At 70.4% G+C, this 19,833-nt stretch carries 19 protein-coding genes; 17 read left to right on the top strand and 2 right to left on the bottom strand.

Annotation, left to right across the window (positions count from 1 at the left end):
* Nucleotides 1-9: 9 nt before the first annotated feature.
* Complete coding sequence (locus ACFQGL_RS29500) at nucleotides 10-969, bottom strand: serine hydrolase (RefSeq protein ID WP_377515896.1); 960 nt, start codon at nucleotides 967-969, stop codon at nucleotides 10-12.
* Nucleotides 969-1,949, bottom strand: a complete 981-nt coding sequence (locus tag ACFQGL_RS29495; protein ID WP_377515895.1) for a hypothetical protein — start codon at nucleotides 1,947-1,949, stop codon at nucleotides 969-971. Before ACFQGL_RS29495 ends, ACFQGL_RS29500 begins: the two co-directional genes overlap by 1 nt.
* A 371-nt stretch (nucleotides 1,950-2,320) precedes the next feature.
* On the opposite strand from ACFQGL_RS29495, the gene paaA reads away from it, so the two are divergent.
* The 17 genes from paaA to ACFQGL_RS29410 all read left to right on the top strand — a co-directional run bounded on the left by paaA (nucleotide 2,321) and on the right by ACFQGL_RS29410 (nucleotide 19,831).
* Nucleotides 2,321-3,406, top strand: coding sequence for a 1,2-phenylacetyl-CoA epoxidase subunit PaaA (gene paaA / locus ACFQGL_RS29490; protein ID WP_377515894.1), 1,086 nt, complete (start codon nucleotides 2,321-2,323; stop codon nucleotides 3,404-3,406).
* Nucleotides 3,403-3,687 carry a 1,2-phenylacetyl-CoA epoxidase subunit PaaB gene (gene paaB / locus ACFQGL_RS29485; RefSeq protein ID WP_377515893.1) on the top strand — a complete coding sequence of 95 codons (285 nt, stop codon included), beginning with the start codon at nucleotides 3,403-3,405 and terminating at the stop codon, nucleotides 3,685-3,687. The genes paaA and paaB overlap by 4 nt, the downstream gene beginning before the upstream one ends.
* A gap of 64 nt (nucleotides 3,688-3,751) precedes the next feature.
* Nucleotides 3,752-4,477, top strand: a complete 726-nt coding sequence (gene paaC / locus ACFQGL_RS29480; protein ID WP_377515892.1) for a 1,2-phenylacetyl-CoA epoxidase subunit PaaC — start codon at nucleotides 3,752-3,754, stop codon at nucleotides 4,475-4,477.
* A complete protein-coding gene (gene paaD / locus ACFQGL_RS29475; RefSeq protein ID WP_377515890.1) occupies nucleotides 4,474-4,950 on the top strand; it encodes a 1,2-phenylacetyl-CoA epoxidase subunit PaaD in 477 nt (158 codons plus the stop codon). Before paaC ends, paaD begins: the two co-directional genes overlap by 4 nt.
* Nucleotides 4,947-6,056: a 1,2-phenylacetyl-CoA epoxidase subunit PaaE gene (gene paaE / locus ACFQGL_RS29470; protein WP_377515889.1), complete on the top strand. Its 1,110-nt coding sequence runs from the start codon at nucleotides 4,947-4,949 to the stop codon at nucleotides 6,054-6,056. Before paaD ends, paaE begins: the two co-directional genes overlap by 4 nt.
* Nucleotides 6,057-6,238: 182 nt before the next feature.
* A complete protein-coding gene (gene mqnC, locus ACFQGL_RS29465) occupies nucleotides 6,239-7,429 on the top strand; it encodes a cyclic dehypoxanthinyl futalosine synthase (protein ID WP_377515888.1) in 1,191 nt (396 codons plus the stop codon).
* 375 nt (nucleotides 7,430-7,804) lie between these two features.
* Nucleotides 7,805-9,070, top strand: coding sequence for a cell wall anchor protein (locus ACFQGL_RS29460; protein WP_377515887.1), 1,266 nt, complete (start codon nucleotides 7,805-7,807; stop codon nucleotides 9,068-9,070).
* 114 nt (nucleotides 9,071-9,184) lie between these two features.
* Nucleotides 9,185-9,895, top strand: a complete 711-nt coding sequence (locus ACFQGL_RS29455; RefSeq protein WP_377515886.1) for a demethylmenaquinone methyltransferase — start codon at nucleotides 9,185-9,187, stop codon at nucleotides 9,893-9,895.
* A gap of 75 nt (nucleotides 9,896-9,970) precedes the next feature.
* Nucleotides 9,971-10,195 (top strand): hypothetical protein, encoded by a 225-nt coding sequence (locus tag ACFQGL_RS29450; RefSeq protein ID WP_377515885.1) that lies wholly within the window; start codon nucleotides 9,971-9,973, stop codon nucleotides 10,193-10,195.
* Between the two features lie 139 nt (nucleotides 10,196-10,334).
* Nucleotides 10,335-11,612, top strand: a complete 1,278-nt coding sequence (locus tag ACFQGL_RS29445) for a geranylgeranyl reductase family protein (protein WP_377515884.1) — start codon at nucleotides 10,335-10,337, stop codon at nucleotides 11,610-11,612.
* 134 nt (nucleotides 11,613-11,746) lie between these two features.
* The gene (locus ACFQGL_RS29440) at nucleotides 11,747-12,112 is read left to right on the top strand and encodes an NADH-quinone oxidoreductase subunit A (protein ID WP_377515882.1); all 366 of its coding nucleotides are present in this window, start codon (nucleotides 11,747-11,749) and stop codon (nucleotides 12,110-12,112) included.
* Between the two features lie 14 nt (nucleotides 12,113-12,126).
* Complete coding sequence (locus ACFQGL_RS29435) at nucleotides 12,127-12,804, top strand: NuoB/complex I 20 kDa subunit family protein (RefSeq protein ID WP_377515881.1); 678 nt, start codon at nucleotides 12,127-12,129, stop codon at nucleotides 12,802-12,804.
* Complete coding sequence (locus ACFQGL_RS29430; RefSeq protein ID WP_377515880.1) at nucleotides 12,801-13,535, top strand: NADH-quinone oxidoreductase subunit C; 735 nt, start codon at nucleotides 12,801-12,803, stop codon at nucleotides 13,533-13,535. The genes ACFQGL_RS29435 and ACFQGL_RS29430 overlap by 4 nt, the downstream gene beginning before the upstream one ends.
* Entirely contained in the window at nucleotides 13,532-14,857 is a 1,326-nt protein-coding gene (locus ACFQGL_RS29425) for an NADH-quinone oxidoreductase subunit D (protein ID WP_377515879.1), read from the top strand. The genes ACFQGL_RS29430 and ACFQGL_RS29425 overlap by 4 nt, the downstream gene beginning before the upstream one ends.
* Nucleotides 14,854-16,011 (top strand): NADH-quinone oxidoreductase subunit NuoE, encoded by a 1,158-nt coding sequence (gene nuoE / locus ACFQGL_RS29420; RefSeq protein WP_377515878.1) that lies wholly within the window; start codon nucleotides 14,854-14,856, stop codon nucleotides 16,009-16,011. The genes ACFQGL_RS29425 and nuoE overlap by 4 nt, the downstream gene beginning before the upstream one ends.
* Complete coding sequence (gene nuoF, locus ACFQGL_RS29415; RefSeq protein ID WP_377515877.1) at nucleotides 16,008-17,324, top strand: NADH-quinone oxidoreductase subunit NuoF; 1,317 nt, start codon at nucleotides 16,008-16,010, stop codon at nucleotides 17,322-17,324. Before nuoE ends, nuoF begins: the two co-directional genes overlap by 4 nt.
* A complete protein-coding gene (locus ACFQGL_RS29410; RefSeq protein ID WP_377515876.1) occupies nucleotides 17,324-19,831 on the top strand; it encodes an NADH-quinone oxidoreductase subunit G in 2,508 nt (835 codons plus the stop codon). Before nuoF ends, ACFQGL_RS29410 begins: the two co-directional genes overlap by 1 nt.
* The last annotated feature ends 2 nt before the right edge of the window (nucleotides 19,832-19,833 follow it).

Genomic DNA, 19,833 nt, shown 5'->3' with positions numbered 1-19,833 from the left:
CGCCGCCGATCAGACTCCGGGGCGGAGCAGCGCCTCGGTGATCTTCTCGCAGTTCTTCATGCCGTAGTCGTAGCCCATGCCGATCGGGTACTTGACCATCACGCCCATCGTCCAGGTGTCGCCGATGGCCAGGCAGTTGATGTGCATCTCCTGCTCCTTGGTCCGGTCGATCCACCCGTTCTTGATGGCGATCTGCTTCTGCTCGGCGGCGGGGAACGCCTTACGGATGCCGAAGTCACCGGCACCACGGACCAGCTTCATCTCGTTGAGCAGCCACTTGGTCCACTTCGGGCCGGCGGCGGTGCCGGTCGCGATGCAGTTGCCCAGCCGGGCAGTGTCCCGGGGGGAGAGCGCCGTACGACTCCAGCCCTTGTCGGGGGCGACGCTGCTGTCGGTGAGCTTGCACATGGAGAGCAGCCGCCGGATCGAGGCGTCCCGGCCGACCGAGTTGTAGAACTGCTCGGCCCGGGTGTTGTCGCTGTCCCGGATGATCCGGGTCGCGTCGGCGAGCTTCGCGTCGCTCGGTGTCTGGCCGGCGTCGGCCGTGCGGCGCAGGTAGTCGGCCACGATCCACGACTTGATCATCGAGGCGGTGGTGCTGGTCTCGCCCATGTTCTTCGAACCGATGATCTTCCCGGTCCGGCGGTCCAGCACGCTCCAGGAGTACCAACCCTGGATGTCCAGCTTGAGGTCCTTGGCCACGAACGGCAGTGGCTCCAGCGACGGGCTGGGGCTCGCGGTCGGGGCCGGCTGACGGGCACTGCGGTCGGTGGGCGTACCGGTCGATCGGTCGCTTGTCGTGCTGCCGGCGTCGCCCCAGCGGGCGGCGGCGGAGGACTCGAACGGCGACCCGGGCAGCAGCCGCAGCGAAACCAGCACCAGCCCGATCAGGATGACCGCCACCGCGATCAGTCGCAGCGGGGAGGTCTCGCCGCCGTTGCGCCGGTCGGCCCGACGGTTGCCCGCCATCAGAGCTTCCCGGCCGGCTGCTGCGGCACCTTGAGCGCGGCGCCCGGCTGCGGGGTGACCAGTTGGGTGGTCACGCTGGCGCAGACCTGTGCGCCGTAGCTCAATGGCTTGCTGGCCGGGTATCGCATCATCACCGCGAGGCTCCACTTGTCGGTGACGGCGAGGCAGTTCACGTGCCAGTTCCCGTCGTAGACCAATCGGGTCCAACCGTTCTTCATGCTGACCGGGCCCTGCGCGAGGATCGACTTCGGCAGGCCGTCGATGATCCCCCAGCGACCGCCGCCGGACTTGAGCTTCTGATCCTTGTCCGCGGTGGTTCCCTGGACCTTGCTCATCTCGTTCAGCAGATAGGCGGTGTACTTCTGGCCGGCCGCCTTGCCGTCGCCGATGCAGTCACCGAGCCGTACCGCGTCCCGGGGAGACATCCGGGTGAAGCTCCACCAGCCGATGTACCTGGAGGGAACGGCGCCGCGGTTGGCGTTGGACAGCGCGGCGGTGTCGGTCAGCCCGCAGGTGTTGACCAGCCGCTTGATCGTGGCGGCCTTGCCGTCCGCCGTGTAGAGGGCGTTCGCCGCGTCGTCGTTGCTGTCCCGGATGGCGGTGGTGATGTTCTTCTTCATCGCCGTCGGGATCGGCTTGGCGCCGAGCTGGCGCAGGTAGTCGGCAGCGAACCACGACTTGATCATCGACTCGGTGGAGTTGGTCGAGGTCATGTTCGACGAGCCGGAGATCTTGCTGGTCTGCCGGTCCATCAGCGCCCATGAGAAGAAGTCACCCTGGAAGGCCACCGACACCGGGCCGGCCGCCAGCGTGGGCGGCGGCGGTGGGGTGGGCGCAGGCGCGGCGACGCTCTCGGCGCCGCCTCCGCCGATGCCGCCGATGCCGTCACCGGCGAGCCGGGCGTACGCCGAGGGGACCAGCAGAACGCCACCGAGCAGGACCGCCGCGATGGCGAGCACCATGGTCACGCGAGATCGCATGAGTGGGTGAGCTCCAGATGTCAGGGCCGGGGGGACCGGCTTGGTGTCCGGGCGGATCGGTGCGATCGCCGAGGCCGGGGGAGGTGGCCTCGGTGGAGATGTCGATTCTCGGCAGCCGATCGGTTGTCCGGCAGAAGTCTACGTCCGGACCGACCGGCCACCAGAGTTCGACACCGGGCAACTTGCAATGAAGGCGGGTTATCGAGATGGTATGCGGCTTGTGGGGGGATTCATCTTTGTGGCGTGAGTCAAGTCATAGACCGATTGGTCGCGCTCTGCGATGGGAAAGTGCCCAAATGTAACGGAAGGTGACGCGGGTTTCCTGTTACACCCCCTAGTGCATCGGGGCGCAAGCTGTAACACTTGTCCCCATGTATGGCAACGACTTCTCCGCCCCGGACGACGCACCCGGCGGCGGCCTGCTCGGCGAGGTCGAGGCGGCCGAGACGGAGCTACGGGCTGCCGCCGCGCGTCAGCGGCGCGGTGCGCCCGCTCCGGACGAGGATCTGGCGGCGTACTTCACCGAAGTGGTCGACGCGGAGCAGAAGATCGAGCCGCGGGACTGGATGCCGGAGGCGTACCGCCGGACGTTGATCCGCCAGATCGCCCAGCACGCCCACTCCGAGATCATCGGCATGCAGCCGGAGGGGAACTGGATCAGCCGGGCGCCGTCGCTCAAGCGCAAGGCGATCCTGCTGGCCAAGGTGCAGGACGAGGCGGGCCACGGGCTCTACCTCTACGCCGCCGCCGAGACCCTCGGCATCAGCCGCGACGAGCTGGTCGAGCTGCTGCTGGACGGACGGCAGAAATACAGCTCGATCTTCAACTACCCCACCCTGAGCTGGGCCGACATGGGCGCGATCGGCTGGCTGGTGGACGGCGCGGCGATCGTCAACCAGGTGCCGCTGTGCCGCTGCTCCTACGGCCCGTACGCCCGCGCGATGATCCGGGTCTGCAAGGAGGAGTCGTTCCACCAGCGTCAGGGCTTCGAGATCCTGCACACGCTGGCGCACGGCACCGCCGCCCAGCAGGCGATGGCCCAGGACGCGGTGGACCGCTGGTGGTACCCGTCGCTGGCCATGTTCGGCCCGCCGGACGGCGACTCCACGCACTCCACCCAGTCGATGGCCTGGAAGATCAAGCGCTTCTCGAACGACGATCTGCGTCAGCGTTTCGTGGACATGTGCGTGCAGCAGGCGGAGATCCTCGGGCTGCGTATCCCCGATGACGACCTGCGCTGGAACGACGAGCGACAGGCGTACGACTACACCCAGCCGGACTACGACGAGCTGATGCGGGTGATCTCCGGCGACGGTCCGTGCAACCGGGAGCGGATGGCCCACCGCCGGGCAGCGCACACCAATGGCGCGTGGGTGCGCGAGGCCGCCACGGCGTACGCCGCCAAGCGGGCAGAGCGGGCCAACCAGGCCGAGCAGAAGGAGAAGGTGCCGGCATGACGGAACAGACCCCGCTCTGGGAGGTCTTCGTGCGGGCCCGACGCGGGCTCTCGCACACCCACGTCGGCAGCCTGCACGCGCCCGACGCCGAGCTGGCCCTGCGCAACGCCCGGGACCTCTACACCCGACGGCAGGAGGGCGTCTCGATCTGGGTGGTGCCGGCCGGCGCGATCACCGCGTCCAGCCCGGACGAGAAGGACGCCTTCTTCGACCCGGCCGCCGACAAGGTCTACCGCCACCCCACCTTCTACGAGGTGCCGGACGGGGTGGCCCACCTGTGAACGGGCGGAGCGAGCGAACCAACCAGCTCAGCGGCGAGGCCGCCGAGCGCAGCGAGGTTGCGGCGTGAACGGCCCCGTCGACTTCACCCTCGCCATCGGCGACGACGCGTTGGTCGCCGCGCAGCGGCTGGCCGAGTGGACCACCCGCGCCCCCGAGATGGAAGAGGACATCGCGCTGGCCAACATCGCGCTCGACCAGCTCGGCGCGGCCCGCCTGCTGCTGTCGTACGCGGGCGAGTTGGAGGGCGCCGGCCGGGACGAGGACGCGCTGGCGTACCTGCGCGACGATCGCCAGTTCCGCAACGCCCTCCTGGTCGAGCTGCCCAACGGCGACTTCGCGGTGACCGTGGCGAAGCTGTTCTTCCTGGCGGCGTACCAGCTGCCGCTGTACACGGCACTGGCCGGGTGCGCGGACGAGCGGCTGGCCGCGATCGGCGCCAAGGCGCGCAAGGAGTCGGCGTACCACCTGGACCACGGCGCGTTGTGGGTGAAGCGGCTCGGCGACGGCACCGAGGAGTCGCACCGGCGGATGCAGGTGGCCGTCGACCAGGTCTGGCCGTACACACACGAGCTGTTCGCCGCCGACCCGGCGGCGCCGGTCGATCCGGCCACCCTGCGGCCGGCGTTCGACGACACCGTCGGTCCAATTCTGGCCGAGGCGACGCTCACCCGGCCGGAGAGCAGCTGGGCACCGGCCGGAGGGCGGGTCGGTGTGCACACCGAGCACCTGGCCTACCTGCTCGCCGAGATGCAGGTGCTGCACCGCGCCCACCCCGGGGCTCAGTGGTGAGTGATCCGAGGGTGGCCGCCGCGAGCGTGGTGGATCCGGAGATCCGGGTCATCACCATCGACGAGCTGGGCATCCTGCGCGCGGTCGAGAAGGATCCCGCCAGCGGCCGGGTCACCGTCACGATCACCCCGACCTACACCGGGTGCCCGGCCATGGACGTGATCCGCGCCGACATCCGCCGCGCGCTGACCGCCGCCGGCCATCCGGACGCCGAGGTCCGCACGGTCTACAGCCCCGCGTGGAGCACCGACTGGATCTCCGCCGCCGGGCGGGCCAAGCTCGCCGCCGCCGGGATCGCCCCGCCCGCCCGGGTGACCGCCGCCGGCGTGGTCCCGCTGACCCTCGCGGCACGCTGCCCGCACTGCGGCTCGCCGGAGACCGAGCAGGTCAGCCGGTTCGGCTCCACCGCGTGCAAGGCGCTGTGGCGCTGCCGCTCCTGCTCCGAACCCTTCGACCACCTGAAGGCACTGTGACAGTCACCATCACGCGGCCGGTCCGCCGCCGGCCGGCCTTCCACCCGCTGCCGGTCGCCGCCGTCGACCGGCTCACCGACGACGCCGTGGCGGTCACCTTCGCCGTACCCGAGGAATTGCGCGAAGTCTTCGCGTTCCGTGCGGGTCAGCACCTCACCGTGCGCCGGGTGACCGAGGACGGCAGCGACGTTCGTCGGTCGTACTCCATCTGCTCCACACCCGACGACCTGGCTCGGCACGGCCGGCTGCGGATCGGGGTGCGGGAGATTCCCGGCGGCGCGTTCTCGGCCTTCGCCTGCGGCGCACTGCGCGGCGGCGACACGGTCGAGGTGCTGCCGCCGCTGGGCACCTTCACCACGGCCTTCGCGCCGGACCGGGTGCGGCACTACGGCGCGGTCGTCGCCGGTTCCGGCATCACCCCGGTGCTCGCGCTGGTCGCGACCGCCCTGGCCGTCGAGCCGGCCAGCACGTTCACCCTGGTGTACGGCAACCGCACGGCCAACACGGTGATGTTCGCCGAGGAGTTGGCCGACCTGAAGGACCGGTACCCGGCCCGGCTGCACCTGGTGCACGTGCTCTCCCGGGAGCAGGGTGAGTCGTCGCTGCTCTCCGGCCGGATCGACGCCGAACGGATGGGCCGGCTACTGGGCACCATCGTGCCCGGCGAGGTGATCGAGGAGTGGTTCCTCTGTGGCCCGTACGGCATGGTGGTCGACGTCCAGGAGGTGCTGACCACGCGCGAGGGGGGCGAGCCGGTGGTGCACACCGAGCTGTTCCACGTCGACGCGCCACCCGAGCTGGTGCGCCGCCCGGTCGACCAGGCGGCCGGCGGGGCCGAGGTGACCATCGTGCTGGACGGCCGGTCGTCGAACTTCACGATGGGCCGCGAGGAGCGGGTGCTGGACGCCGCGCTGAAGGTGCGTGGCGAGCTGCCGTACGCCTGCAAGGGCGGTGTCTGCTCGACGTGCAAGGCGAAGGTCGTCGAGGGCGCGGTCACGATGGCCCGCAACTACGCCCTGGAGCCCGACGAGGTGGCCGCCGGCTACGTTCTGACCTGCCAGTCCAGCCCCACCACCGACAAGCTCACGGTCGACTACGACGCCTGACGTGTCTCGCCCGGCCAAGACCGTGCTCGACCCAGGATCTAGTGGCCTCGCCAACGCGGCGATGCCACTAGAACCTGGATCCAGTGCGGTCGGCTGGCGTCGCGAGAACGGCGGGGCGGAGTGAATCACAGCTCACCGCACCCCTCCCGGGCGAGGCGTGCGGTCGGCGTACCCTCGTGGATGTGACGGTGAGCCGGGAGATCGACGACATCCTGCAGCGTGGCGCGGACGGTGGGCGGATCACGCCCGAGGAGGCGCTGCTGCTCTACACGGAGGCACCCTTCCATGCTTTGGGCGAGGCGGCGGACGCGGTGCGTCGGCGGCGGTACCCGGACAACATCGTCACCTATCTGATCGACCGCAACATCAACTACACCAACGTCTGCGTGACGGCGTGCAAGTTCTGCGCGTTCTTCCGGGCGCCGAAGCACGGCGAGGGTTGGACCCACCCGACCGAGGAGATCCTGCGCCGCTGCGGTGAGGCCGTCGAGCTGGGCGCGACCCAGGTGATGCTCCAGGGCGGGCACCACCCGGACTACGGCGTCGAGTACTACGAGGAGCTGTTCTCGGCGGTCAAGCAGGCGTACCCGCAGCTCGTCATCCACTCGATCGGGCCGAGCGAGATCCTGCACATGGCCAAGGTCTCCGGAGTGAGCCTGGACGAGGCGATCGCCCGGATCAAGGTCGCCGGCCTGGACTCGATCGCCGGTGCCGGGGCGGAGATGCTGCCCGAGCGGCCGCGTAAGGCCATCGCGCCGCTCAAGGAGTCGGGTGAGCGCTGGCTGGAGGTCATGGAGCTGGCCCACCGGCAGGGCATCGAGTCGACCGCCACCATGATGATGGGCACCGGCGAGACGCACGCCGAGCGGATCGAGCACCTGCGCATGATCCGTGACGTGCAGGACCGCACCGGTGGCTTCCGGTCCTTCATCCCGTGGACGTACCAGCCGGAGAACAACCACCTCAAGGGCCGTACGCAGGCGACCACGCTGGAATACCTGCGGCTGGTCGCGGTGGCGCGGCTCTTCTTCGAGACCGTGCCGCACCTGCAGGCGTCCTGGCTGACCACCGGCAAGGACGTCGGGCAGCTCGCGCTACACATGGGTGTGGACGACCTGGGTTCGATCATGCTGGAGGAGAACGTCATCTCCTCGGCCGGGGCGCGGCACCGCTCCAACCTGCACGAGCTGATCGGCATGATCCGCTCGGCGGACCGGATCCCCGCGCAGCGGGACACCCTCTACAACCGGCTGGCCGTGCACCACACGCCGGCCGACGACCCGACCGACGAGCGGGTGGTCTCGCACTTCTCCTCGATCGCGCTGCCCGGTGGTGGCGCGGGCCGGTCGCTGCCACTGGTCGAGGTCAACTGACGCCGGTCGACGTCCGGCCGTTCGGCTGACCGGGGCTCGTGCTCGCGCACGAGGGCCCTCGGCGGTACGGGTGGTCCCGGCCGATTTGGCGGCAGGCTGCCCGGTTCGGGGTGGTGGAGTTGATCGTCTGGGGCTAACGTCCCGCCTCATATCGAGCGGTCGACGGACCAGCGGTAGTCCTCCATCGGCCCGTGAGGGCCGTTCACATAATGCACGGCGGCGCGGGCGGAATGGGTGACCATTCCGCCCGTACCGTCTGCTCACTCCAGACCGGACGGATGAAAAACATCCCGCCGCGCTGGCGCGAGAGATCGACCTCCGATAACGTCCGCTCGTTCCGCGACCGTTCTCTCTTCCCTAACCCCCGGGGGACCGATGACAGCGTTCCACCGCTCGGCCCTGGCGCGTGCCGGCGTCGTGGCCCTGCTCGCGGCCGGTGGCGTGGCCACCGTCGCCGCCCCGGCGCATGCCGCCGACACGGCCGAGATCAGCCTCATTCCGATCAGTACGACCCTCGCCAAGGGCGTCGACGCGGCTCGGGCGAAGCCGTTCAAGTTCACCGTGACCAACTCCGGCCCCGCCGATGCCAAGAACGTCCGCGTCCGGGTGGACACCCGTGAGCTGAAGCAGAAGCGGGTCGGCTACGTCATTCCCGCCGACTGCGTGCTCAGCACCACGGCGATCTACAGCTGCCTCCTCGGCGATCTGCGTGCCGGCACCAGCGAAGAATTCGGCCTCCCGCTGTTCAGCACGGGCGGCCGGGGGAACGGCGGGGTGCTGGGCGTCGCTGTCACCACCGAGACCCCGCAGCTCAGCATCGAGGACGACACCGTCGAGGTGCCGATCACCGTCGCCAAGCCCGGTTACGACCTGACCGCCTGGGTGCAGGATGTCCAGGCCAACGTCGTGGTCAACGGCGCGGTCAGCGACGAGCCCGACCTGAAGCCGGTCCCCCGCGGGGTGACGGTGCCCCTCGACTGGGCCGTGTACAACGACGGCAGCCGCAAGGCGACGGGAATCTTCTACGGCCTGACCCTGCCGGCTGGCGTCACCTTCGTGACGAAGCCGCAGGGCTGCCTGGAGCAGGAGATCGCCGGCAAGGCCCAGTTGTTGTGCGAGGACTCCGGCGCGGTCGTCAAGCCCGGCCAGTACTACACCGCGGACGTCCAGGTACGGGCCGGTGACGACGTGACCGAGCCGGTGCTGCACGAGGGCGACTTCTTCGCGTACGGGCTGGACGGCACCGAGGGGCAGCCGGAGGAGCAGCCCGAGGTGGCCAATCCGGCGCAGCGCAAGGCCTTCACCGAGGTCGACGAGCTGGACAACCACACCACCTTCGAGGCCTTCGTCGACCTGACCGCACAGCCGACGCCCACCCCGACGCCCACTCCGACCCCCACGCCCACCCCGACGGCGACGCCGACCCCGGGCGGTACGCCGACGCCGGGCGCGACCACGTCGTCGCCGGCCGCCGGTGGTGGCAACGGCGGCGGTGGCGGCCTGCCGGTGACCGGTGTGCAGGTCGGCCTGATCGGCGGCATCGGCGCCGTCATCCTGCTCGCGGGCGGGGCGCTGCTGGTGCTGTCCCGCCGGCGCAAGGTCGTTTTGGTCGCACCGGGCGACGAGACGTCGACCGACTGACGCAGTGACGACGTGAGGGCGGGGTGGGTGACCACCCCGCCCTTTCGCGTGCCCGGGGCCGCCCGCACGCCACCCAGCGGCCGGCGGGCCGAACGCGGCTGGCAGAGTGGAGGGGTGAGCCGTACCCCGCAGGGCCAGCGCGCCAGCCTGGACAAGCAGCCGCACGAGGTCGCCGCGATGTTCGATGGCGTGGCGGAGCGCTACGACCTGACCAACACGGTGCTCTCCTTCGGTCAGGACCGCTCCTGGCGACGCGCCACCCGCGCGGCGCTCGGGCTGCGGCCCGGCGAGCGGGTGCTGGACGTGGGCGCCGGCACCGGTGTCTCGACGCTGGAGCTGGCCCAGTCCGGGGCGTACGCGGTCGGTGCCGACCTGTCGCTGGGCATGCTGCACGCTGGCAAGCGGGCCCGGCCCGGGGTGCCGCTGCTGGCCGGGGACGCGCTGCGGCTGCCGTTCGCCGACGCCAGCTTCGACGCGGTGACCATCTCCTTCGCGCTGCGCAACGTCAACGACACCGACGCGGCGTTGCGCGAGTTGGCCCGGGTGACCCGGCCCGGTGGGCGGCTGGTGGTCTGCGAGTTCAGCACCCCGGTCAACCCGGCCTTCCGGACGGTCTACCTGTCGTACCTGATGCGGTCGTTGCCGGTGGTGGCCCGCACGGTGTCCAGCAACCCCGAGGCGTACGTCTATCTGGCCGAGTCGATCCGGGCCTGGCCGGACCAGGCGGCGTTGGCCGGGCGGGTCGGCGCGGCTGGCTGGGGCCGGGTGGCGTGGCGCAACCTGACCGGCGGGGTGGTCGCCCTGCACCGGGGCATCCGCGAGTAGCGGACCACGTGTCGGGCGGAGTCTGGTTTCGTGAATATCAGACTTTAGTCCACTTTGCCCCGTACGCTCGTCCGCATGACGGGAGCAGACCCGGCGGACCCGGTGACCGCCACCGACGACGATGCGGCCGAGCTCATCGCGCAGTTGCGCGCTCTGGCCGGCGCCGATCCGGCGGACGTCCGGCAGGTGGTCGCCGAGGTGTTGGCCGCGCTGGATCGAGCGGCCGGCGGTGCGCTGCGGGAGCACCTGCCGGAGAGCATTCGCGTCGATGCGGGCCTGGACACGGCCAGTTCGGCCTGACACCTGACCGCTGTGGACGGTTGCAGGCTGTCACACCGCCGAGTTAGGTACCCCTAATCCTGCGCAGGTATGACGCCGGTCATACACTCGTCCCGTCTGGCTTGTGAAGGATTTCACGAGCGTGCGGGAGGAGGCGCGAATGACCGCGGTTGAACACGACGCCGACGTCATTGTCGTGGGCGCCGGTCCCGGTGGATCGGCGACGGCGTACCACCTGGCCCGGCACGGCGTACGGGTGTTGCTGTTGGAGAAGACCGAGTTCCCCCGGGAGAAGGTCTGCGGTGACGGGCTGACCCCGCGTGCGGTGCGCCAGCTCATCCGGATGGGCGTCGACACCTCGCCCGAGGCCGGCTGGCTGCACAACAAGGGCCTGCGGGTGATCGGTGGCGGGGTACGCCTCGAACTGGACTGGCCCGACCTGGCCAGCTTCCCCAACTACGGCCTGGTGCGCACCCGGCTGGACTTCGACGACCTGCTCGCCCAGCGGGCGGTCGCGGCCGGAGCCAAGCTGCGGACCAACGTCAACGTGATCGGCCCGGTGCTCGACGGTGACGGCCGGGTGACCGGCGTCGAGGCGGAGGTGGGCCCGGACAAGCAACCGACCACCTTCCACGCTCCGCTGGTCGTCGCGGCGGACGGGGTCTCCGGCCGGTTCCCGCTCGCTCTGGGGCTGGCCAAGCGGGAGGACCGGCCGATCGGCGTGGCCGTCCGCCGCTACTACCACTCCCCGGCCAAGCACGACGACGACTACCTGGAGTCCTGGCTGGAGCTTCGCAGCAAGGACAGCGGCGACAACCTGCTGCCCGGGTACGGCTGGATCTTCGGGCTCGGTGACGGGCGGGTCAACGTCGGCCTCGGCGTGCTCAACTCGTCATCCGCGTTCGGCAAGACCAACTACCGCCGGCTGCTCACCGACTGGCTGGCCAACACGCCCGCCGACTGGGGGATGACCGACGAGACCAACGCCGACGGCCCGATCCTCGGCGCCGCGCTGCCGATGGGCTTCAACCGGGTGCCGCACTACACCCGCGGCGTCATGCTGGTCGGCGACTCCGGCGGCATGGTCAACCCGTTCAACGGTGAGGGCATCGCGTACGCGATGGAGTCCGGCGAGTTGGCCGCGGAGGTCGCCGTACAGGCCCTCGCGCGGCCGGCCGGCCCGGAGCGGGAGCGGGCGCTGATGGCGTACCCGAGTGAATTGAAGGCGCGACTCGGCGGCTACTACCGGCTGGGCGGCATCTTCGTGAAGCTGATCGGTCGTCCGGAGATCATGCGGATCGCGACCAAACACGGTATGCCGCACCCGACGCTGATGCGCTTCGTGCTCAAGTTGCTGGCCAATCTGACCGACCCGCGTGGCGGGGATGCGATGGACCGGGTCATCAATGCGATGACGAAGGCGGCACCAGCCGTATAGATGAACGGCATCGGTGCTGGTCACAGCCCTGACGTCGACAAAGATCGACCCCCGCCGGCAGCCACCGCGAGGGACGTGAATAGTGTGATTTTCGTCAAGCACCGAGGGCAGGGAAGGACGAGCAGGAGAAAACGATGTCGCTCTCGCCTTACGCACCGATCATCGGGCTGTTCGCCCTCGCCGCGGCGTTCTCGCTGTTCTCCGTTGGCGCCGCCCGCTTCGCCGGTCCCCATCGCTACAACAAGGCCAAACTCGAGGCTTACGAGTGCGGCATCGAGCCCAGCCCCCAGCCGATCGGCGGCGGCCGGTTCCCGATCAAGTTCTACCTGACGGCGATGCTCTTCATCGTCTTCGACATCGAGATCATCTTCCTCTACCCCTGGGCGGTCATGTTCGACGCCCTGCCGATCTTCGGCTTCGTGGAGATGGTCCTGTTCATCGTCGCGGTCTTCGTCGCGTACGCCTACGTGTGGCGGCGTGGCGGCCTGGACTGGGACTGAGGAAGGAACGTCAGATGGGCATCGAGGAGAAGCTTCCCGCCGGCGTCCTGCTCACCTCGGTGGAGAAGCTGGTCAACTGGTCCCGGAAGTCGTCCGTGTGGGGCGCCACCTTCGGCCTGGCCTGCTGCGCCATCGAGATGATGGCCGCCGGTGGCCCGCACTACGACATGGGCCGCTGGGGCATGGAGGTCTTCCGGGCCTCGCCCCGGCAGGCCGACCTGATGATCGTGGCCGGCCGGGTGAGTCAGAAGATGGCGCCGGTGCTGCGCCAGATCTACGACCAGATGGCCGAGCCGCGCTGGGTGCTCTCGATGGGCGTCTGCGCCAGCAGCGGCGGCATGTTCAACAACTACGCCATCGTGCAGGGCGTCGACCACGTGGTGCCGGTCGACATGTACCTGCCCGGCTGCCCGCCCAGGCCGGAGATGCTCATCGACGCGATCCTCAAGCTCCGCGAGAAGATCATGTACGAGCCGCTGGGCCCGAACGGCCGCAAGATGCTGGCGGCCCGGCAGGAGCGTGGCGACGTTCCGGTCGTCCCGTACGGCTCGATGCCGTCCTCGTACCGCAACGACAAGGCCCGGCGTGCCGAGTGGACCCGGGCGGTCCGCGAGGGGCGCGAGGAGCAGCTGCGGATCGAGAACTGGATGAACGCTCAGAACCACCTTCACGCGCAAGGCGGCCCCAAGTGAGCGCGAACGACAAGCCCAACGACGGCGGCGTACCGCTGCCGGTGGTGCCGGCCGGCGCCACCAGCGGTGCCCCGGCCGAGCTCCCACCGGCCAGCCCGGCCGGCCGCGGCATGTTCGGCAACCACGGCACCGGCGACGTGTCCGGGTACGGCGGCCTGGTCCGCCAGCGCCAGCCGATCGAGGAGGCCGCCCGCCCGTACGGCGGCTACTTCGACGAGGTCCGGGACGCGCTGGAGGAGGCGTACCCGGCCTTCAACGACGCGATCGAGAAGGTCGTGGTGGACCGGGGCGAGCTGACCCTGCACGTACGCCCGGAGCGGATCGCCGAGGTGTGCCAGGCGATGCGCGACGACCTGGCGCTGCGCTTCGAGCTGTGCTCGTCGGTGTCCGGTGCGGACTATCTCGGCGCCGACGAGCGCCGGCTGCACGTGGTCTACCAGCTCACCTCGATGACCTACCGCCGGCGGGTCCGGCTGGAGGCCGCGGTCTCCGCCGAGAACCCGCACCTGCCCAGCGTCACCGCGATCTACCCGACCGCGGACTGGCAGGAGCGGGAGGCGTACGACATGTTCGGCATCGTCTTCGACGGCCACCCCAACCTGACCCGGATCCTCATGCCGGACGACTGGGAGGGCCACCCGCAGCGCAAGGACTACCCGCTGGGTGGCGTGGCGGTCGAGTACAAGGGCGCTGAGATTCCGCCGCCGGACCGGAGGAGGTCCTACCAGTGACCACGTCGAACTATGCGACCGAGCGCGAGACCGAAGAGGGCAGGGTCTTCACCGTCACCGGTGGGGACTGGGACACGGTCGTCTCGGGCACCGACCCGATCAACGACGAGCGGATCATCGTCAACATGGGTCCGCAGCACCCGTCCACGCACGGGGTGCTGCGACTGATCCTGGAGCTCGAGGGCGAGACGGTCCGCGAGGCCCGCTCGGTCGTCGGCTACCTGCACACCGGCATCGAGAAGAACCTCGAATACCGCAACTGGATCCAGGGCTCGACCTTCGTGACCCGGATGGACTACCTCGCCCCGCTGTTCAACGAGACGGCGTACGCGCTGGCGGTCGAGAAGCTGCTCGGCATCACCGACGACATCACCGAGCGGGCCACCACCATCCGGGTTCTGATGATGGAGCTCAACCGGATCTCCTCGCACCTGGTCTGGCTGGCCACCACCGGCATGGAGCTGGGCGCGATCTCGATCATGCTCTACGGCTTCCGCGAGCGGGAGTACATCCTCGACATCTTCGAGACCATCACCGGCCTGCGGATGAACCACGCGTACGTCCGGCCGGGCGGTGTGGCGCAGGACGTTCCGGACGCGGCGATCGTCAAGATCCGCGACTTCCTGAAGATGATGCCGAAGAAGCTCAAGGAGTACGAGGACCTGCTCTCCGGCCAGCCGATCTGGATCGAGCGGACCAAGAACGTCGCGGTGCTGGACGTGACCGGCTGCGTGGCGCTCGGCATCACCGGGCCGGTCCTGCGCTCCGCCGGGCTGGCGTGGGACCTGCGCAAGACCATGCCGTACTGCGGTTACGAGACGTACGAGTTCGACGTGCCGACCCACCCCGACGGTGACGTGTGGGGCCGCTACCAGGTCCGGCTCGCCGAGATCCGGGAGTCGATGAAGCTGGTCGAGCAGGCGCTCGACCGCCTCCGGCCGGGTCCGGTGATGGTGGCCGACCGCAAGATCGCGTGGCCGGCCCAGCTGGCCATCGGTGTCGACGGCATGGGCAACTCGCTGGAGCACGTCGCGAAGATCATGGGTCAGTCGATGGAGTCGCTGATCCACCACTTCAAGCTGGTCACCGAGGGCTTCCGGGTCCCGCCGGGCCAGGTGTACGTCGGCATCGAGTCGCCCCGCGGCGAGCTGGGCGTGCACGCGGTCTCCGACGGTGGCACCCGGCCGTACCGGGTGCACTACCGGGAGCCGAGCTTCGTCAATCTCCAGGCCCTCCCGGCGATGGCCGAGGGCGGCCTGATCGCCGACGTGATCGCCGGCGGCGCCTCGCTGGACCCCGTGATGGGTGGTTGTGACCGATGACCTTCACCGATACGACTCGCGAGCGGGCGCGGGAGATCATCGCCCGCTACCCGGCCGACCGGTCCCGCTCGGCGCTGCTGCCGCTGCTGCACCTCGTGCAGGCCGAGGAGGGGTACGTCTCCCCGGCCGGCGTCGCGTTCTGCGCCGAGGTCCTCGGTCTGAACAAGGCCCAGGTCGGCGCGGTGGCGACCTTCTACACGATGTACAAGCGCAAGCCGACCGGCGACTACCTGGTCAGCGTCTGCACCAACACGATGTGCAACGTGCTCGGCGGCCAGGAGGTCTACGACACCCTCGCCGAGCACCTCGGCGTCGGGCACGACGAGACCACCGCCGACGGGAAGATCACCCTGGAGCACGCCGAGTGTCTGGCGGCCTGCGACTACGGCCCGGTGATGACCGTCAACTACGACTTCTTCGACGGGGTGGACTCGTCCACGGCGGTCGGAGTGGTCGACGAGCTGCGGGCCGGCGGCCGGCCGATGCCGACCCGGGGCGCACGGCTCTGCACGCTCAAGGAGATGGCGGTGCAGCTCGCCGGTTTCGCCGACGAGCGCGAGGGCGCGGTCGCCGACGGCGGACCGGGCCAGCCCACTCTGCGCGGTTTGCTGCTGGCGCAGCAGCACGGCGTATCGGTACCGGGCTTCGACCCGAACACCCCGATCCGCAGCAAGGCCGAGGCGGACAAGGCGGCGGCGCAGGCCAAGGCCGCCGAGGCCGCCAAGGCCGAGCCCGTGAAGCAGGCCATCCCGGTCAAGGGTGGCGACGGCGCGTCCGCTCCGACGGGTACGCCCGGCAACGCCGGTACCGGCGAGCCGGCTCCCGCCGCCGCGGCGACCGGCAGCACCGCGCCGGACGTGAAGGCACCGGACGACAAGTCGCCACAGGTGCGTACCGCAGAGACCCGGCAGCCGGACGCGGCGACCGCCGCGCCGGACGCACCCGGCACCAAGGTCCCGACCGAGACCGAGCCGCCGGCAGCGCCCGACGCGCAGGCCGCGGAGGCCGCCGGTGTGGCGGCCAACGAGCCGGCCGGCGACGGCAAGCCCGCCGGTGACTCCACCGGCCCCCAGGAGCGAAACCTCAACGAAGCGTCGGCGAGCGCCGGTGGCGCGAACTCCGCCGCCGCGAGCGAAACGGGGGTCCAGAAGTGACCACTCCCCGCCCGGAGACGCTGGCCAAGCTGACGCCGGTGCTCACCAAGCGCTGGCTGTCGCCGGACGCCTGGCGGATCGGCACCTACGAGCAGCTCGACGGCTATGCCGCGCTGCGCAAGGCGCTCAAGGCCCACCCGGACGACCTGATCCAGCTGATCAAGGATTCCGGGCTGCGCGGCCGTGGTGGCGCAGGCTTCCCCACCGGTCTGAAGTGGGGGTTCATCCCGCAGGGTGACGGCAAGCCGCACTACCTGGTGGTCAACGCCGACGAGGGCGAGCCGGGCACCTGCAAGGACCTGCCGCTGATGACGCACGACCCGCACGCGCTGGTCGAGGGCGTGATCATCGCGTCGTACGCGATCCGGGCCAGCCGCGCCTACATCTACATCCGGGGCGAGGCGGTGCACGCCGCGCGTCGGCTGCGCAACGCGGTCCAGGAGGCGTACGCCAAGGGTTACCTCGGTCGGAACATCCTGGGCACCGGTTACGACCTGGAACTGGTGGTGCACTCCGGCGCCGGGGCGTACATCTGCGGCGAGGAGACCGCGCTGCTGGACTCGCTGGAGGGCTTCCGGGGGCAACCGCGGCTGCGTCCGCCCTTCCCGGCCACCCACGGCCTGTACGCCAGCCCGACGGTGGTGAACAACGTCGGCACCATCGCCAGCGTGCCGCCGATCGTGCTCGGCGGGGCCGACTGGTGGAAGTCCATGGGCACCGAGAAGTCCTCCGGGCCGATGATCTATTCGCTCTCCGGCCGGATCGTCAACCCCGGCCAGTACGAGTGCTCGATGGGCATCACGCTGCGCGAGCTGCTGGAGCTGGCCGGCGGCATGCAGCCGGGGCACAACCTGCGGTTCTGGACGCCCGGCGGCTCGTCCACCCCGCTGCTCGCCGCCGAGCACCTGGACGTGCCGCTGGACTTCGAGGGGGTGGCGGGGGCCGGCTCGATCCTCGGCACCACGGCCACCCAGATCTTCTCCGACCAGGACTGCCCGGTCTACGCGACCTACCGGTGGCTGGAGTTCTACCACCACGAGTCGTGCGGCAAGTGCACCCCGTGCCGCGAGGGCAACTACTGGATGGTCCGGGTCTACCGGCGGATCCTCGCCGGTCAGGGCACCCACGAGGACCTGGACACCCTGCTGGACACCTGCGACAACATCCTCGGCCGCTCGTTCTGTGGTCTGGGTGACGGCGCGACCAGCTCGGTGACCTCGTCGCTGAAGTACTTCAAGCAGGACTACCTCGACTACATCGAGGGACGTACCGCGCCGAAGCTGTCGGACAAGCAGCTGGTGGGAGCCCACTAATGACCGACGTAGCCAAGCAGACCGACACCGTCACGCTCACCATCGACGGCGTCGAGGTCACCGCCCCCAAGGGGACGCTGCTGATCCGGGTCGCCGAGCAGATGGGCACCGAGATCCCCCGCTTCTGCGACCACCCGCTGCTGGCCCCGGCCGGAGCGTGCCGGCAGTGTCTGGTCGAGGTGGAGGGTCAGCGCAAGCCGGTCGCCTCCTGCACCCAGACCGTCGCCGACGGCATGGTGGTCCGTACCCAGGTCACCTCCCCGGTCGCCAAGAAGGCGCAGGAGGGGGTGATGGAGCTACTGCTGCTCAACCACCCGCTGGACTGCCCGATGTGTGACAAGGGCGGCGAGTGCCCACTGCAGAACCAGGCGATGTCCACCGGCCGTACCGACTCGCGCTTCCACGAGCACAAGCGGGAGTACGAGAAGCCGATGGAGATCAGCAGCCAGGTGCTGCTGGACCGCGAGCGCTGCGTGCTCTGCCAGCGCTGCACCCGGTTCTCCGAGGAGATCGCCGGCGACAAGTTCATCGACCTGATGGGCCGGTCGTCCGCCGAAGAGATCAACATCTACCGGGACGACGCGTACGGGGAGGAGGGCGACGCGGGCGATGTCCCGTTCAACTCCTACTTCTCCGGCAACACCGTGCAGATCTGCCCGGTGGGAGCCCTGACCGGTGCCCAGTACCGCTTCCGGGCCCGCCCGTTCGACCTGGTCTCCAGCCCGAGCGTCTGCGAGCACTGCTCGGCCGGCTGCGGGCAGCGCACCGACTGGCGGCGCGGCAAGGTGCTGCGCCGGCTGGCCGGTGACGAGCCGGCGGTGAACGAGGAGTGGAACTGCGACAAGGGCCGGTGGGGCTTCCAGTACGCCCGGGCCACCGACCGGTTGACGACCCCGCTGGTCCGCGACGAGCGCAGCGGTGAGCTGCGGGAGGCGTCCTGGAGCGAGGCGCTCACCGTGGCCGCCGAAGGGCTGCGCGCGGCCCGGGACGGCGGGCAGGGTGCGGCGGTGCTCACCGGCGGTCGGCTGACCGTCGAGGACGCCTACTCGTACGCGAAGTTCGCCCGCGTCGCGTTGAACACCAACGACATCGACTTCCGGGCCCGGCCGGTCTCCCGCGAGGAGGCCGACTTCCTGGCCAGCTCGGTCGCCGGGGTCACCGACGTCACCTACACCGACGTGGAGAACGCGCCGGCCGTGGTGCTGGTCGGCCTCGAGCCGGAGGAGGAGTGCCCGATCCTCTTCCTGCGGCTGCGCAAGGCGTACCTGAAGAAGACCCTGACGGTGTACGCGCTGGCGCCGTTCGCCACCCGCGGCCTGGAGAAGCTCGGTGCCAAGCTGGCCCGGGTGGTGCCGGGCGAGGAGGCCAGCGTGCTCGCCGAGCACGCCACGGTCGCCGAGGCGCTGAGCGCGCCGGGCGCGATCCTGATCGTCGGCGAGCGGCTGGCCAGTGTGCCGGGCGGGCTCTCCGCGGCGGCGGACGTGGCCCGACGTACCGGGGCGAAGCTGGCCTGGGTGCCGCGGCGCGCGGGTGACCGCGGCGCGGTCGACGCGGGCTGCCTGCCCAACCTGCTCCCCGGTGGCCGCCTGGTCACCGAGCCGGCTGCCCGGGCCGAGCTGGGCGAGGCGTGGGACATCCCGGCCGGGGTGATCCCGAGCCAGGCCGGCCGGGACACCGATCAGATCCTGGCCGCCGCCGCCGGCGGGCAGCTCGGCGCGCTGGTGGTGGCCGGTGTCGACCCGGCCGACCTGGCCGACCCGCGACTGGCCGAGTCCGCTCTGGACGAGGTGCCGTTCCTGGTCAGCCTGGAGCTGCGCACCAGCGCGGTGACCCGGCGGGCGGACGTCGTGCTGCCGGTCGCCCCGGTGGTCGAGAAGGCCGGCAGCTTCCTCGACTGGGAGGGCCGGCTGCGCCCGTTCGAGGCGGTGCTGAACACCGCTGCGATGACCGACGGCCGTGTGCTCGACGCGCTGGCCGCGCTGCTCGACGTGCGGCTCGGCACGGCCGACGTGCCGAGCGTGCGTCGCGAGCTGGGCACGCTGCCGACGACCCGCACCCAGCGGCCGGCCGCGCCGTCGGTGCCGCCGGCGTCGGTGCCGCACCCGGGTGCCGGGGAGGCCGTGCTGGCCACCTGGCACCAACTGGTCGACCTGGGCACGCTGACCGACGGCGACGAGCACCTCGCGGGCACCGCCCGCCCGCCGGCGGTCCGGCTGGGCAAGGGCACCGCCGAGGCGCTCGGCGTCGCCGACGGTGACCCGGTCACGGTGGGCACCGACCGGGGGGCGTTGACCCTGCCGGCGGAGCTGACCGAGATGCCGGACGGCGTGGTCTGGGTGCCGACCAACTCACCCGGTTCGACCGTGCGACGCAGCCTCGGGGCGACGTCCGGCGCGGTCGTCCGGATCTCCGTCCCCGCACCGAGCGCGGCCGTTCCGGCCAAGCGGGTGGCGGCCGACGAGGCCGGTCTCCCGGGTCCGCTCCTCAACACCGGGGGTAACCAGTGAGT

Source organism: Micromonospora vulcania (genome assembly GCF_042658605.1).
Classification (GTDB): domain Bacteria; phylum Actinomycetota; class Actinomycetes; order Mycobacteriales; family Micromonosporaceae; genus Micromonospora; species Micromonospora vulcania.
This window is presented reverse-complemented; position numbering and strand designations above follow the sequence as displayed.

Coding starts and splice junctions, on each gene's coding strand:
- ACFQGL_RS29500 (WP_377515896.1), bottom strand. CDS start 969: ATGGCGGGCAACCGTCGGGCCGACCGGCGCAACGGCGGCGAGACCTCC.
- ACFQGL_RS29495 (WP_377515895.1), bottom strand. CDS start 1,949: ATGCGATCTCGCGTGACCATGGTGCTCGCCATCGCGGCGGTCCTGCTC.
- paaA (WP_377515894.1), top strand. CDS start 2,321: ATGTATGGCAACGACTTCTCCGCCCCGGACGACGCACCCGGCGGCGGC.
- paaB (WP_377515893.1), top strand. CDS start 3,403: ATGACGGAACAGACCCCGCTCTGGGAGGTCTTCGTGCGGGCCCGACGC.
- ACFQGL_RS29460 (WP_377515887.1), top strand. CDS start 7,805: ATGACAGCGTTCCACCGCTCGGCCCTGGCGCGTGCCGGCGTCGTGGCC.
- ACFQGL_RS29450 (WP_377515885.1), top strand. CDS start 9,971: ATGACGGGAGCAGACCCGGCGGACCCGGTGACCGCCACCGACGACGAT.
- ACFQGL_RS29445 (WP_377515884.1), top strand. CDS start 10,335: ATGACCGCGGTTGAACACGACGCCGACGTCATTGTCGTGGGCGCCGGT.
- ACFQGL_RS29440 (WP_377515882.1), top strand. CDS start 11,747: ATGTCGCTCTCGCCTTACGCACCGATCATCGGGCTGTTCGCCCTCGCC.
- ACFQGL_RS29435 (WP_377515881.1), top strand. CDS start 12,127: ATGGGCATCGAGGAGAAGCTTCCCGCCGGCGTCCTGCTCACCTCGGTG.
- nuoE (WP_377515878.1), top strand. CDS start 14,854: ATGACCTTCACCGATACGACTCGCGAGCGGGCGCGGGAGATCATCGCC.
- ACFQGL_RS29410 (WP_377515876.1), top strand. CDS start 17,324: ATGACCGACGTAGCCAAGCAGACCGACACCGTCACGCTCACCATCGAC.